At 64.5% G+C, this 14,558-nt stretch carries 10 protein-coding genes and 1 pseudogene; 7 read left to right on the plus strand and 4 right to left on the minus strand.

Going from position 1 to position 14,558, the window contains the following annotated elements; genetic code table 11:
* The first annotated feature begins 211 nt into the window (after positions 1-211).
* Positions 212-4,111: a phosphoribosylformylglycinamidine synthase gene (gene purL, locus ACF8MI_RS04195; RefSeq protein ID WP_104834059.1), complete on the plus strand. Its 3,900-nt coding sequence runs from the start codon at positions 212-214 to the stop codon at positions 4,109-4,111.
* Positions 4,112-4,114: 3 nt separating this feature from the next.
* On the plus strand, positions 4,115-4,426 hold the full coding sequence (locus ACF8MI_RS04200) for a hypothetical protein (protein ID WP_063911431.1): 312 nt from the start codon (positions 4,115-4,117) through the stop codon (positions 4,424-4,426).
* Between the two features lie 41 nt (positions 4,427-4,467).
* Here the strand turns inward: ACF8MI_RS04200 and tatC are convergent, their stop codons facing one another.
* Genes tatC through tatA form a run of 3 tightly spaced genes read right to left on the minus strand, consistent with a single transcriptional unit; the run spans position 4,468 to position 5,749 of the window.
* Complete coding sequence (tatC, locus tag ACF8MI_RS04205) at positions 4,468-5,229, minus strand: twin-arginine translocase subunit TatC (RefSeq protein ID WP_104834060.1); 762 nt, start codon at positions 5,227-5,229, stop codon at positions 4,468-4,470.
* Positions 5,226-5,516: a Sec-independent protein translocase protein TatB gene (gene tatB / locus ACF8MI_RS04210; RefSeq protein WP_156867978.1), complete on the minus strand. Its 291-nt coding sequence runs from the start codon at positions 5,514-5,516 to the stop codon at positions 5,226-5,228. Before tatB ends, tatC begins: the two co-directional genes overlap by 4 nt.
* Complete coding sequence (gene tatA, locus ACF8MI_RS04215; protein ID WP_025753757.1) at positions 5,516-5,749, minus strand: twin-arginine translocase TatA/TatE family subunit; 234 nt, start codon at positions 5,747-5,749, stop codon at positions 5,516-5,518. Before tatA ends, tatB begins: the two co-directional genes overlap by 1 nt.
* Before the next feature lie 145 nt (positions 5,750-5,894).
* Between tatA and gspK the strand changes: the two are divergent.
* Positions 5,895-6,860: pseudogene (gene gspK / locus ACF8MI_RS04220) on the plus strand (type II secretion system minor pseudopilin GspK).
* Positions 6,861-6,986: 126 nt separating this feature from the next.
* On the opposite strand, the gene ACF8MI_RS04225 reads toward gspK, so the two are convergent.
* Positions 6,987-9,062: a PhoX family phosphatase gene (locus tag ACF8MI_RS04225; protein WP_104834063.1), complete on the minus strand. Its 2,076-nt coding sequence runs from the start codon at positions 9,060-9,062 to the stop codon at positions 6,987-6,989.
* A 224-nt stretch (positions 9,063-9,286) separates the two neighbouring features.
* On the opposite strand from ACF8MI_RS04225, the gene ACF8MI_RS04230 reads away from it, so the two are divergent.
* From ACF8MI_RS04230 to ACF8MI_RS04245, 4 genes are read left to right on the plus strand one after another with little or no spacing between them, the layout of a single operon-like run.
* Positions 9,287-10,927, plus strand: a complete 1,641-nt coding sequence (locus ACF8MI_RS04230; RefSeq protein ID WP_060497413.1) for a hypothetical protein — start codon at positions 9,287-9,289, stop codon at positions 10,925-10,927.
* Entirely contained in the window at positions 10,924-11,349 is a 426-nt protein-coding gene (locus ACF8MI_RS04235) for a pilus assembly protein PilZ (protein ID WP_016713021.1), read from the plus strand. The genes ACF8MI_RS04230 and ACF8MI_RS04235 overlap by 4 nt, the downstream gene beginning before the upstream one ends.
* 3 nt (positions 11,350-11,352) lie before the next feature.
* Positions 11,353-13,107, plus strand: a complete 1,755-nt coding sequence (gene gspD / locus ACF8MI_RS04240; protein ID WP_156867974.1) for a type II secretion system secretin GspD — start codon at positions 11,353-11,355, stop codon at positions 13,105-13,107.
* Positions 13,107-14,555 (plus strand): GspE/PulE family protein, encoded by a 1,449-nt coding sequence (locus ACF8MI_RS04245; RefSeq protein ID WP_104834065.1) that lies wholly within the window; start codon positions 13,107-13,109, stop codon positions 14,553-14,555. The genes gspD and ACF8MI_RS04245 overlap by 1 nt, the downstream gene beginning before the upstream one ends.
* Positions 14,556-14,558: the final 3 nt, after the last annotated feature.

Consider the following 14,558-nt stretch of genomic DNA (forward strand, 5'->3'; position numbering starts at 1 on the left):
AACGTAGGAGCGAGCGTAGCTCGCGATGCGCCGCGCGGGCGGCGCTCGATCTCATAGGCCATAAACCTCTTGAGGCGAGCACCCGAAATATTGACCCGAAAGTCCGGTTCCACCGCCCGGCAGCCGTGGCGTAGAGCGGGTGCCGAAAGCCATCGAATTAGGCTAGAATGCACGGCCTCTAAGCACACCCCTTCCTGAGGCTGTCCCGACGATGTTGATCCTGCGCGGCGCTCCTGCCCTTTCTGCCTTTCGCCACGGTAAATTACTCGAGCAACTGAGCCAGAAAGTCCCCGCTGTTACTGGTTTGTATGCCGAATTTGCCCATTTCGCCGATGTCGACGGCGAGCTGACCGCCGACCAGCAGCAGGTGCTGGGCCGTCTGCTCAAGTACGGCCCGAGCGTGCCGGTACAGGAGCCGACCGGTCGCCTGTTCCTGGTCGTACCGCGCCTGGGCACCATTTCGCCTTGGGCCAGCAAGGCCAGCGACATCGCCCACAACTGCGGCCTGCAGTCGATCCAGCGCCTGGAGCGCGGCATCGCTTACTACGTGGCCGGCACCCTGAGCGATGCTGATGCTGCCTTGATCGCCGCCGAGCTGCACGACCGCATGACCCAGCGGGTGCTGGCTCAGCTGGAGCAGGCGGCCGACATGTTCAGCCACGCCCAGCCCAAGCCGATGACCTCGGTCGACATCCTGGCCGGTGGCCGCGACGCCCTGGCCAAGGCCAACATCGACCTGGGCCTGGCCCTGGCCGAAGACGAGATCGACTACCTGGTCAATGCCTTCCAGGGCCTCAAGCGCAACCCGAACGACATCGAACTGATGATGTTCGCCCAGGCCAACTCCGAGCACTGCCGCCACAAAATCTTCAACGCCAGTTGGGACATTGACGGCCAGGCTCAGGAAAAGAGCCTGTTCGGCATGATCAAGAACACCTACCAGATGCACAACGAAGGCGTGCTGTCCGCCTACAAGGACAACGCCTCGGTCATCGTCGGTAACGTGGCTGGCCGTTTCTTCCCGAACCCTGAAACCCGCCAGTACGGCGCGGTGCAGGAGCCGGTGCACATCCTGATGAAGGTGGAAACCCACAACCACCCGACCGCCATCGCCCCGTTCTCTGGTGCCTCCACCGGCTCCGGCGGCGAAATCCGCGACGAAGGTGCTACCGGCCGTGGCGCCAAGCCCAAGGCTGGCCTCACCGGCTTCACCGTGTCCAACCTGCGCATTCCGGGCTTCGAGCAGCCATGGGAGCAGGCTTACGGCAAGCCTGAGCGCATCGTCGACGCCCTCGACATCATGATCGAAGGCCCTCTGGGTGGCGCGGCGTTCAACAACGAATTCGGTCGCCCGGCCCTGACCGGTTACTTCCGTACCTTCGAGCAGGCCATCAACACCCCGCACGGTGAAGAAGTGCGCGGCTACCACAAGCCGATCATGCTGGCCGGTGGCATGGGCAACATCCGTGAAGACCACGTGCAGAAGGGCGAGATCACTGTCGGCGCCAAGCTGATCGTGCTCGGCGGCCCGGCCATGCTGATCGGTCTGGGCGGCGGCGCCGCTTCGTCGGTGGCGACCGGTGCCAGCTCGGCAGACCTGGACTTCGCCTCGGTACAGCGCGAAAACCCTGAAATGGAGCGCCGTTGCCAGGAGGTCATCGACCGCTGCTGGCAGCTGGGCGACGCCAACCCGATCGCGTTCATCCACGACGTTGGCGCCGGCGGTATCTCCAACGCCTTCCCTGAGCTGGTCAACGACGGTGGTCGTGGTGGCCGCTTCGAACTGCGTAACGTGCCCAACGACGAGCCGGGCATGGCCCCGCACGAAATCTGGAGCAACGAATCGCAAGAGCGTTACGTACTGGCCGTCAGTGCCGTTGACTTCGACCGCTTCCAGGCCATCTGTGAGCGCGAGCGCTGCCCGTTCGCTGTAGTGGGTGAAGCGACTGAAGAGCAACACCTGACCGTCAGCGACAGCCACTTTGGCAACACCCCGGTGGACATGCCGCTTGACGTGCTGCTGGGTAAACCGCCACGCATGCACCGTTCGGTTACCCGCGAAGCCGAGCTGGGCGATGACTTCGACCCGAGCAAGCTGGACCTGGACAACGCCGTCCAGCGCGTTCTTAGCCACCCGGCCGTGGCCAGCAAGAGCTTCCTGATCACCATCGGCGACCGCACCATCACCGGCCTGGTTGCCCGCGACCAGATGGTCGGCCCGTGGCAGGTACCGGTGGCTGACTGCGCCGTCACCGCCACCAGCTTCGACGTCTACACCGGTGAAGCCATGGCCATGGGTGAGCGCACCCCGCTGGCACTGCTGGATGCCCCGGCGTCTGGCCGCATGGCCATCGGCGAAACCCTGACCAACCTGGCCGCTTCGCGCATCGAAAAGCTGTCCGACATCAAACTGTCGGCCAACTGGATGTCCGCTGCTGGTCACCCGGGTGAAGACGCCCGCCTGTACGACACCGTCAAGGCTGTCGGCATGGAGCTGTGCCCGGAGCTGGGCATTACCATTCCGGTCGGCAAAGACTCGATGTCGATGAAGACCAAGTGGAGCGATGAGGGCGTCGAGAAGAGCGTTACCTCGCCAATGTCGCTGATCATCACCGGCTTCGCCCCGGTCACCGACATCCGCAAAACCCTGACCCCGCAACTGCGCATGGACAAGGGCGAGACCGACCTGATTCTGATCGACCTGGGCCGTGGCAAGAACCGCATGGGCGCCTCGATCCTGGCTCAGACCTACGGCAAGATCGCTGCCCAGGCACCGGACGTCGACGACGCTGAAGACCTCAAGGCCTTCTTCGCGGTCATCCAGGGCCTGAACGCCGACGGCCACCTGCTGGCCTACCACGACCGTTCCGACGGCGGCCTGGTCACCACCGTGCTGGAAATGGCCTTCGCCGGCCATTGCGGCCTCGACCTGCACCTCGACCCGCTGACCGACAGCAAGGGCGATGTACCGGCCATCCTCTTCAACGAAGAGCTGGGCGCAGTCATCCAGGTTCGCCAGGATGCCACTCCGGACGTACTCGCACAGTTCAGCGCTGCTGGTCTGGGCGAAGGTTGCGTCGCGGTGATCGGCAAGCCGGTCAACAACGGTGAAGTGTCCATCAGCCTGAACGGCGAAGTGCTGTTCGACGACGACCGCCGCATGCTGCAGCGTCAGTGGGCCGAAACCAGCTACCAGATCCAGCGCCTGCGCGACAACGCCGACTGTGCCGACCAGGAATTCGACCTGTTGCTGGAAGAAGACAACCCGGGCCTGTCGGTGAAGCTGGGCTTCGACGTCAACGACGACATCGCCGCACCGTACATCAAGAAGGGCGTGCGCCCGCAAGTGGCCATCCTGCGCGAGCAGGGTGTCAACGGCCAGGTCGAAATGGCTGCTGCCTTCGACCGCGCCGGCTTCGCCGCGATCGACGTGCACATGAGCGACATCCTCGCTGGCCGTGTCGACTTCGAAGCCTTCAAGGGCCTGGTCGCCTGCGGTGGTTTCTCGTACGGTGACGTACTGGGTGCCGGCGAAGGCTGGGCCAAGTCGGCGCTGTTCAACGCCCGTGCCCGTGACGCCTTCCAGGCCTTCTTCGAGCGTACCGACAGCTTCGCCCTGGGCGTGTGCAACGGTTGCCAGATGATGTCCAACCTGCACGAGCTGATCCCGGGCACCGAGTACTGGCCGCACTTCGTGCGTAACCGCTCGGAGCAGTTCGAAGCCCGTGTGGCCATGGTCGAGGTGCAGAAGTCCAACTCGATCTTCCTGCAGGGCATGGCCGGTTCGCGCATGCCGATCGCCATCGCCCACGGCGAAGGCCACGCCGAGTTCGCCAACGAAGCGGCACTGCTGGAAGCCGACGTGTCCGGTTGCGTGGCCCTGCGCTACGTCGACAACCACGGCAAGGTCACCGAAGCCTACCCGGCTAACCCGAACGGCTCGCCGCGTGGTATCACCGGCCTTACCAGCCGCGACGGCCGCGTGACCATCATGATGCCGCACCCGGAGCGTATGTTCCGCGCCGTGCAAAACTCCTGGCGCCCGGACGAGTGGCAGGAAGATGCCGCGCTGATGCGTATGTTCCGCAACGCACGGGTGTGGGTGAACTAAGGCGTGTACAAGCTCGCCTTCTTCGTCCCCGCCAGCCATGTCGAAGTGGTCAAGGCCGCCGTATTCGCCGCCGGTGGCGGGCGCATCGGTGACTATGACCACTGCGCCTGGCAAACCCTGGGCCAGGGCCAGTTTCGCCCGTTGGACGGCAGCCAGCCGTTCCTCGGGCAAGCAGGCCAGGTTGAGGTGGTAGAGGAATGGAAGGTGGAGCTGGTGGTGGCGGACGACCTGATTGTTCAGGTCGTCGCTGCGCTCAAGCAGAGCCACCCGTACGAAACGCCAGCCTATGAAGTCTGGCGGCTCGCCGAGTTCTAGACCGCATCAAGGCTCTTCGCGGGCAAGCCCGCGAAGAGGCCCTACAATCCAGCCACAAAGTCCTTGCAAGGCTCCGGCCGCTTCAACCACGCACAAGCCAGCAACCCCACCTCGAACAACACCCACATCGGCACCGCCAGCATCGTCTGCGAAAACACATCCGGCGGCGTCAATATCATTCCCACCACAAAGCATCCGACGATCACGTAGGGCCTGCTGCGCCGCAATGTGGCCACATCCGCCAACCCCACCCAGACCACGATAAACGTCGCCACCGGGATCTCGAACGCCAGCCCGAACGCCAAAAACAGCGCCAGGATAAAGTCCAGGTACTGGCTGATGTCGGTCATCATCGCCACGCCGTCCGGCGTCACGCTGGCAAAAAAGCCGAACATCATCGGGAACACCAGGAAGAACGCGAAGGCCATGCCGGCATAGAACAGCACGATGCTCGACACCAGCAGCGGCAGGGCAATGCGCCGCTCACGGCGGTACAGCCCCGGCGCCAGAAAACCCCAGGCCTGGTGCAGCAGCAGCGGCATGGCCACGAACAGCGCACACATCGCGGTCAGCTTGAACGGTGTCAGAAACGGCGAGGTGACGCTGGTAGCGATCATGCTCGCGCCTTCTGGCAAAAAGCGCCGCAGCGGTTCGGAAATGAGCGTGTACAGCGTTTGCGCAAAGGGGAACAGGCCAGCGAACACCAGCGCCACCAACGCCAGGCAACGCACCAGGCGTTTGCGCAGGTCGCGCAGGTGTTCGGTCAACGGCATGCTGGCCGCCGGGTCCATGGCAATACTCATGAGGCATTTTCCTTGGGCAGGGCGACCGTGGCTGCATCATTGGCCGGCTCCGCGTTCAAACTTATGCCTTGTCGGATCTCCTGCTCCAGGCGCTGTAATGGGGCGCTGTCGAGGTTCGGCATGTCGATTTCGCGTTCTACCTGCGTGCGTAAGGCGTGCATGGCCCGGCGCGCCTGGCCCAGCCCGCGCCCCAGGGTACGCGCCGCTACCGGCAGGCGTTCCGGGCCCAGCACCAGCAACGCGACAATGCCGACCAACAGCACCTCGCTGAAGCCTACCTCGAACATCAGGCCTGACGATCCGCTTGAGGCTGCTGAGTGGCCTGGCCGTTCAGCGGCGCCTGCTGCTGTACTTGTGCCTGGCCAGCGGCATTGACATCGTTGTCACCGCCCATGGATTTGCGAAACCCCTGGATCGCCTCACCCACATCGCTGCCCAGGCCCTTGAGGCGCTTGGTGCCAAACAGCAGGAATACGATCAGCAGTACGATCACCAGTTGCCAGATTCCAATGCCACCCATTGCGACCACTCCTGTAAGGTCATGAAAAGGAAGGCTAATCCTGCCTCGTGTAGATGACGTACACATGACGGACGGGCATTGCCATCTACCTGCAACACGCCGCGTGTTGACTGGCGTCTTTATTCTGCGAGCGAGGCACGCACGGATGGGTGGCAGGCAACAGCAGGGGGCGGCCCTGTTGATGGTGATGGTGGTGCTGGCAATGTTGGCGGCGGGTATGGCCTAGCTGGTGGAAGACGGCCGGCGCCAAGTGGATGAGGTGCGCCTGCTGCACCAGCGGGTACAGGCGCGGGCCATGGAGCAGGCCGGCCTGGCCTACGCCAAGCAAGCCCTGCGCGACCCCACCTGGCGGCTCAGCCCGTTGTTCTGGCAGGCCCTGCGTGGGCAGCCGTTGAACTATGACTTTGGCGCCGGGCAGGCGCAGTTGCGGGTGCGTGATCAGCACACCTGTTTTAACGTCAATGCGTTGCTAGGTGCTGATGGCGAGCGAGCCGAGCGTCAGTTGCGCTATTTGCTAGGCGACGACATGGCGGCAGAGCGACTGGTCGATGCGCTGGCCGACTGGCTCGACGCCGACAGCGATACCCGCCTGCAAGGCGCCGAAAGCGCCCAGTACCTGCGTCAGCAGCCGGCTCGGTTGGCGGCCAACCAGCCGATGCTCGACACCAGCGAACTGAACCTGCTGCTGGAGCCGGACGCCAGCCGGCAGAGTCGCTACCCGATGCTGTGTGCCTTGCCGCAGGTAACCGGCTGGCGCCTGAACGCCAATGCGCTTGGGCTGGAGCATCTGCCGCTGCTGGAGGCGTTGTATGAAGGGCGCTATTCGCGCTCGTTGCTCAGCCGCATCATCAGCGGGCGGCCGGCGTCGGGGTATGTGGATGCTGGGGCTTTGCGTCAGGCGCTGGGGGCGGTGGATGATGAAACGTTCGAGCGGCTGAGCGAAGGGTTGCTGCTGAACAGCGGGTATTTCCTGTTGCAGTTGTCGTTCGAGGAAGAAGGACGGGTGATACGCAGCGAGTTCCAGGTGGAGGCGCTGGGGGTGGTGCAATGGCATGCCCGAGTAACGGCGCAGCAGGTGAGGGTGCGTAGCCGGGAGCCGATGGCCTGGTAAGGCTTGAGATTGCCGGGGCTGCTTTGCAGCCCATCGCGACACAAGGCCGCTCCTACAAGGGATCGCGTACCCCCTGTAGGAACGGCCTTGTGTCGCGATAGGGCCGCATAGCGGCCCCCGGATCTATCAGGCAGTGCCGATCTCCCCGCCATCATCCCGCTGAATCACCACCGTCGAAGCCCGCGGCCGTACCGTGGCCCCCGCCGGCGTAGCATCGGTCGCCTTGTCGGTATACGGCCAGTTGCCCGGGTGCTGAATGTTCACGAACAGCGTCTTGTTGTCCGGGGTAAAGGTAATCCCGGTCACCTCACACTCATTCGGCCCAACGAAGAAGCGGCGCAGGTTCACCTGATTCTGCGCGTTCACCGGCACCTGCTTGCCACTGGTATCCACCAGGTCAGAAGGAATCACTGCCAGCAGCTGGTCGTTGGTGTAATCAGTGAGGGTGCTTTCACCGTTGTCAGTCTCGAACCACAGCACGCCACGGCTATCGAAGCTCATGCCGTCGGGGCTGGCGAACTGGTTCAGTTCGGTCAGACCGGAGCGGTTGATGTCGGCAGTACCGGCCGCGTTGGCGCCGAACACGAAGATGTCCCAGGTGAAGCTCAGCTGGTCGTCGCTGTCGTGCCAGCGAATGATGTGGCCATGGCGGTTCGGGCCGCGCGGGTTGGCCGCATCGACCTTTTCCGGGGTGCGCGCGCTGTTGTTGGTAAGGGTCAGGTATACATCGCCGTTCAGCGGGTTGACCGTGGTCCATTCCGGGCGGTCCATCGGCGTTGCGCCCACGGCATCGCCGGCGCCACGGGTGTTGAGGATGATGCCTGGCAAGTCACCATACAGCGCACCCAGGGTGCTGCCGTTAGTGGTAGCGGTGTTCACATCCAGCAGCAGCCATACGCCGGTGCCGTCGGCATTGAAGCGGGCCACGTAGAGCTTGCCCTGGTCAAGGTACTTGGCACCGGTGGCCAGGCGGTCGGCCGGGGTGGCGTCGGCGGCGTCCCACACGGCGGTGGACACCCACTTGTACAGGTACTCGTTGTTCGAGTCGTCACCCATGTACCACACCAGTGGCTTGCCGGCGACCGGCAGGCCTGGGGCGCAGCCCTCGTGGCGGAAACGGCCCAGTGCGGTGCGCTTGGTGGCCAGGGTGCTGCTGTTGTATGGGTCGATTTCGACGATGTAGCCGTAGGTGCTGGCTTCGTTGCGGTAGTCGTCGGTGGCGCTGGCGCCTTTGACGGTGACGTCGAAGCGGGCAAATTCGTCGGCCACCTCAGTGCTGTCGCCAGCTGCGGTTTCCCATTTGTACTGGCCGCTGGAGGTGCCCACGCCAATGCGGCGCTGGTCTTCGGGGCGGGTGCCCTTGTTGACGAAAATGCCTGGCCAGTTCTCTTCACAGGTCAAGTAGGTGCCCCACGGGGTGTAGCCGTTGCCGCAGTTATTGTTGGTGCCACGGCAATGGGTGCCGGCGGTGGAATACTTGGTCTTGACGTGGTCGGTACCGCGCAGCGGGCCGGTGATTTCCATGCGCGAGGCGGTGGTGAAGCGGCGGTTCAGCGGGTCGTTGTCGACCACCTGCCAGCGTCCGCTGACTTTCTGCAGGCGCACCACGCCAGCCCCGTGGGCGTTGATTTCCTTACGCACTTCTTCGACCGGACGCTTGCCGTTCACATCGGTGGTGGGGCCGGCCGGGTGCAGGGCGGCGGTGTCGATGTATTCGAAGTTGATCGCCAGCAAGCCATCTTCCGAGCTGCCGTTGATGGGGAAGAAGTGCATGCCGTCATGGTGCATGCCCATGGCATTGGCCTGGTCGGTCGAGGTGTTGCTGCCGTCAGACTTCCACGGGTTGCCGTTGCTGTTGATGGGCGTACCCCACGGCGCCAGCACATAGGCGCTGTAGCCGGCGGCCACCACGCAGGCGTCGGTGCGCGAGCCCGGGATGGACTGGAAGCCCAGCGCCAGTTTCGGTACCTCTGGTTCGGTAACAGGCGGCTCGGTCACCGGTGGCTCGGTGACCGGATCATCGTGATCGGAACCACCACCGTCGAAGCAGCCTGTCAGGCCGGTACCGGCGATCATGGCGATGGCGGCGCCCAGGCTGCCGCGCATCACGCTGCGGCGGCTGAGGTAGGCGTCCATGACGTTGGCCATCGGCAGGTTGCCGCTTTGGTTCCGGTCCAGGTTGTCGCCGGTATCTCGACTCATCAGGGTGTCCTTATGTTGGCTGAGTTAGAGGAAACCGCGACTGTAGTGCGCAAATATGATGATTCATTGGCAGAAATGTTAACGGGGTTTTAAAACGGTCCGCTCTTAGAACATTCGCTGACAGATCAATTTGGAATGACTGTCGGAATTCTGCCATCAAACTGTCATGCCAACGCCGCAACATCCGGAGCCCTGAATGAACATGGATAAGGATGGCGGGTTCGATGGCAAGCAGCATGCACAGGCGCGAAGTGATCAGCTGGATGGGTGTCGGGGCCATGGCCCCGCTGCTCGGCGCCTGTTCTGCTTTCCCGGCACAACAGGGCGGTAACGCCCACCTCGACCTGCTGTACGTGGCCGATACCCTCGATGCCCGCCAACCCGGCCAGGCGGTGGTGCCGGCGACTCGCCTGGGGCCGGTCAGCCACCTGGGCCGCGCGCCTTGGATGACCGGCAGCAGCGCCAGCCTGGCCTACCCGCAACTGGCGCCGTTGCTTGATGCCAGCCAGGCAAGTGCAGCCCACCTGGGCGGTTTTGCCGTGCTGGCGGCGTTGCTGGAGCAACTGCGGGCGGAGGCCGGAGCAGGTAATAGCCTGACCCTGGAAAACGGCCAAGGCTGGAATGGCAGTGGCCTAGCCTACCTGACTCAAGGTGAGAGCGGCGTTCAAGGCAGCCAGCTGCTGGGCAGTGAGGTGCGTGTCAGCAGCGATGAACGCGTGCTGTGGCCGCAGCGTAGCCATGGGCTGTATCGCCAGGCTAGCGCCATTACCTTGGGCGCCGGGCTGGCGGACGCGCAACGTCAGGCACTGGGGCTGGAGGCCTTGCACGTCTTCGAGCGCGGCGGTGCCCGCATTGCCGTGGTCGGCGTGACCGACCCTTACGCCCAGGACCAGAAAGCCTCCCTGAAACTGTGGTACCAATCATTACAACCCGTGTTCGAGCAAGCCCGGCGCGAAGCCGACCTGGTGGTGGCCATGGCCGACATAGGCACAGGCCCTGGCTTGTGGCTGGCCGAGCGGGTGCCGCAAATCGACGTGTTGTTGTGCGCCCGTGGCCAGGACCTGTGGCCGGCGCCGGTCGAGGTCACCCAGGCCAGTGGCCGGCGCGTGCCGGTGCTGTTCGCCGGTTGCCGGGGCAGCGGTGCGTTCCGCCTGCGTTGTCTGCGAGTGGCTGGCGCATGGCAATTCGATGGGCGTTTCTTCCCGGCGTTCGAACAGCAACTGTCACCCGCCGCGCAACTGCGGGTGGGGCAACTGCAGGCTACCTTGCGCCAGCAACGCGCCGGCCATGCGGCCTGGCTCGACCAACCGCTGGCCCTTGCGCCACAGGCTTTGTGGCGCCGCGACACCCGTGGTGGCAGCTGGGACCGCTTGCTGCATCAAGCGTTGGCCGATGACAGCAGCATGCCCGTGCTGCTGCCGGGCCTGCGCTATGACTACCCGCTGCCCGCGGGGGCCCCCATCACCCGCGAACACCTGATCAGCCTGACCGGTGGCTACCCGGCCCCGGTGGTCGAAGCGCCGGCCCGGCAGGTGGAGCAAGTACTGGAAAACGCCGCAGAGCAACTGTTCGGCGACCCGCTACTGCTGGACAACAGCCAAGACCTGCCACGCTGGCAGAGCCAGGCCTGGGGGGTCAGCTACAGCCCGCAAGGCAAGCGCATCACAGGGCTGGAGCCGGTGCAGGGCCTGTGCCGCACCTTTGGCCTGCAGTTTGAAAGCCAGGCGGGTGAGCCCCTGTGGCAGCGGGTTGAAGCCTGGCTCGCCCGTCAGGCACCCGGCTGGCAACTGGTGCCGTTGCAATGGCCAGACGTGCGCTATGTGCAGGGGCACCCGGGCTGGCACCCACGGCAGTTGGCTTCGTGACGTTCGCTTCGCGCCTGCTCTCGGGCGCAGGCCTGACCTTGGCAGGCTGGCTGGCCGCCCAGTGCGTGCTGCAACTGAGCCGCCAGCCACAACCGGCGACAGCACCTGCGGTGGCTGTCGGTCCGTTGCCTGGCCTGATGGTCGGTCACTGGCAGGCGCCCATCGACGACGGTGCAATCGCCATTACCCGCCTGCCACTGCAATACCTCGGGGGCCTGAAGGCAGAGCCACTGGCCTCCAGCGTGGTGGTGCTGCGCTACGGCGAGCAAGTACGCACGCTGGCGCGTGGCCAACGCCTGGCGCCGGGGATCGTGCTGCAGGACATCGACAGTGATGGCCTGATTTTCAACAACCAGGGGCGGCGCGAACGCCTGCCCTGGCCGCCACGCCCCGCCGTGACCGGCTTCAAGCGGCAAGGATGAACGATGCCTGTTAGATACTGCGTGGCGGCTGCGCTGAGCCTGGTGCTGTCCCTGGCCTGCGCCGAAGAGCCGGTGTTCGATGACAACGGTACGCCAATGTACGAGGTGAACTTCGTCGACACCGAACTGGGCGAGTTCATCGACAGCGTGTCGCGCATTACCGGTACCACGTTCATCGTCGACCCCCGGGTAAAGGGCAAAGTCACTGTGCGCACCGTCGACCTGCACGACGCCGATGCCATCTACGACATCTTCCTCGCGCAGTTGCGCGCCCAGGGCTATGCCACCGTCGACCTGCCCAACGGCAGCGTGAAGATCGTCCCCGACCAGGCCGCGCGCCTGGAACCGGTGCCGGTGGAGGCGGGCGGGCAGCAAGGCGAAGGTAGCGACAGCGTGGCTACCCGCGTATTCAATGTGCGCAACGCCGCCAACGAACAGGTGCTGGGCATCCTCAAACCCCTGATCGACCCACGCGTTGGGGTGATCACCCCGTACCCGGCAGCGCACCAGTTGGTGGTTACCGACTGGCGCAGCAACCTCGACCGCATCGGTAGCCTGCTGCGCCAGCTCGACCGCCCGCAAGAGGCGCCAAGCAATGGCAGCACCCAGGTGATCTACCTGCGCCATGCCAATGCCGGTGAAGTGGTCAAGGTACTGCGCGGGCTCAGCCAGGAAGGTGCGGTGCCGGCAGAAGGTGCGGGCGAAGGTGAGGGCAAGGACAGGCCCGTGGTGGCTACCAGTGGTGGCCCGGGCATTCGCCTTGAATACGAAGAAGGCACCAACGCTGTGGTGATGGTCGGCCCCGACAGCGAACTGGCTGCCTACCGCGCCATCGTCGAGCAGTTGGACATTCGCCGTGCCCAGGTGGTGGTAGAGGCGATCATCGCAGAGGTGTCCGATAGCAGCGCCCAGGAGCTGGGCGTGCAATGGCTGTTTGCCGACGAAAAGTTCGGCGCCGGCATCGTCAACTTCGGCAGCAACGGGGTGAACATCGCCAACATCGCCGGGGCGGCTGCCAGTGGCGACAACGAGGCGCTTGGTGACTTGTTGTCCGCCACTACCGGCGCCACGGCGGGCATTGGCCATTTCGGCGGCGGTTTCAACTTCGCCATGCTGGTCAATGCGCTAAAGGGCAAGAGTGGTTTCAACCTGCTGTCTACACCTACTTTGCTCACCTTGGACAACGCCGAGGCCTCCATCCTGGTCGGCCAGGAGGTGCCCTTTGTCACCGGTTCGGTCACACAGAACAACGCCAACCCGTACCAGACCATCGAACGTAAAGAGGTCGGGGTAAAGCTGCGCATCAAGCCGCAGATCAACGTCGACAACAGCGTGCGCCTGGACATTGTCCAGGAGGTGTCATCGATCGCCGAGTCCAGCGCGGCCAGCGATGTGATCACCAACAAGCGCGAGATCAAGACCAAGGTCATGGTCGAGGACAACGGCCTGGTGATCCTCGGCGGCCTGATCAGCGACGAACTGAGTACCAGCAACCAGCGCGTGCCGCTGCTTGGTGACATCCCTTACCTGGGCCGGCTGTTTCGCTCCGACGCCACCAAGAACACCAAGCAGAACCTGATGGTGTTCATCCGCCCGCGCATCTTGCGGGACGGGCCGAGCCTGGCCGGGCTTAGCGAAGACAAGTACCGCACCTTGCAGCAGACCACGCCGCTGCAACTGCCGGACTTGGCCGAGGGCACCCCTTTGTTGCAGGTATTCCCCGCCAGCCGGGCGCGCCTGGAAGGCGGTGACTGGTGATGCTGCCGTATCGCCAGGCACGGCAAAGCGGGGTGGCCATGGCCCCGGCGGCGGAGGGCTGGCAGCTGTGGCTACGGCGCGATGCCGACAGCGCCCAGTTGCAGGAGCTGCTGCGTGTACATGGCCAGCCCAGTGCGCTGGAATATCTGGAACCCGCCGTGTTCGACGAGCGCCTGGGCCAGTTGTATGAGGTGGGTGATGCCGCCACTGAAGCGCTGATCGAAGGCATCGGTGACCAGGTCGACCTGGACAGCCTGATGAGCGAGATGCCGCGCATCGAAGACCTGCTGGAAAGCGATGACGAAGCCCCGGTCATCCGCCTTATCAATGGCCTGTTCGGCCAGGCCCTGCGCCTGCGCGCCTCGGACATCCATATCGAAACCTTCGAGCAGAGCCTGGTGGTGCGCCTGCGGGTCGATGGGCACCTGCGCGAAGTGTTGCGCCCACCGCGAGCGCTGTCGGCCATGCTGGTATCACGGATCAAGGTCATGGCGCGTCTGGACATCGCCGAAAAACGCCAGCCCCAGGACGGCCGTATCACCTTGCGTGCAGCAGGCCGTGAAGTGGATGTGCGGGTTTCGACCTTGCCCGGCATTCATGGCGAGCGGGTAGTCTTGCGCGTGCTCGACAAGCAGGCCAGCCTGCTGGCGCTGGATAACCTGGGCATGCCGCCCGCCGTGTTACAGGGCCTGCGCAGTTGCCTGGCGCGCCCCAACGGCATCGTGCTGTCCACTGGCCCGACCGGCTCGGGCAAGACCACCACCCTGTACGCCAGCCTCAATAGCCTCAACGACGGCAGCCGCAATATCCTCACGGTCGAGGACCCCGTCGAATATGCCATCGCCGGCATTGGCCAGACAGCCATCAACCCGCGTGCCGGGCTGACGTTTGCCAGTGGCCTGCGCGCCATCCTGCGCCAGGACCCGGACGTGATCATGCTCGGTGAAATCCGCGACCAGGAAACCGCGCAGATCGCGGTACAGGCCAGCCTTACCGGCCATCTGGTGCTGTCCACCCTGCACACCAACAGCGCCGTGGGGGCGGTAACCCGTCTGCGTGACATGGGCATCGAGCCGTTCCTGATCGCCTCCTGCCTGCGTGGTGTGCTGGCCCAGCGCCTGGTACGGCGCTTGTGCCGTTGCGCCGTGTCGTACCCGCTGCAACCTGCCGAGCGTGAGCTGTGGCCAGAACTGGCGGCACTGGGCAGCAGCTACCACGCGGTGGGCTGCGAACAGTGCCAGGGCAGCGGTTATGCCGGGCGCCTGGGCCTGTACGAATTCATCGAGCTGGATGCCGGTTTGATCGGTCTGCTCTACGACGGCGCCAGTGAACTGGCCATGCAGGATTACCTGGCCGAGCGCCGCCAGAGCCTGGTGGCGATGGCCAGTGATTGCCTGGCGCGTGGCGAGACCAGCCTGGCCGAAGTGCTGCGTGTGGTGCAGGGCTAAGGC

Source organism: Pseudomonas sp. yb_9, from assembly GCF_043103635.1.
Lineage (GTDB): Bacteria > Pseudomonadota > Gammaproteobacteria > Pseudomonadales > Pseudomonadaceae > Aquipseudomonas > Aquipseudomonas monteilii.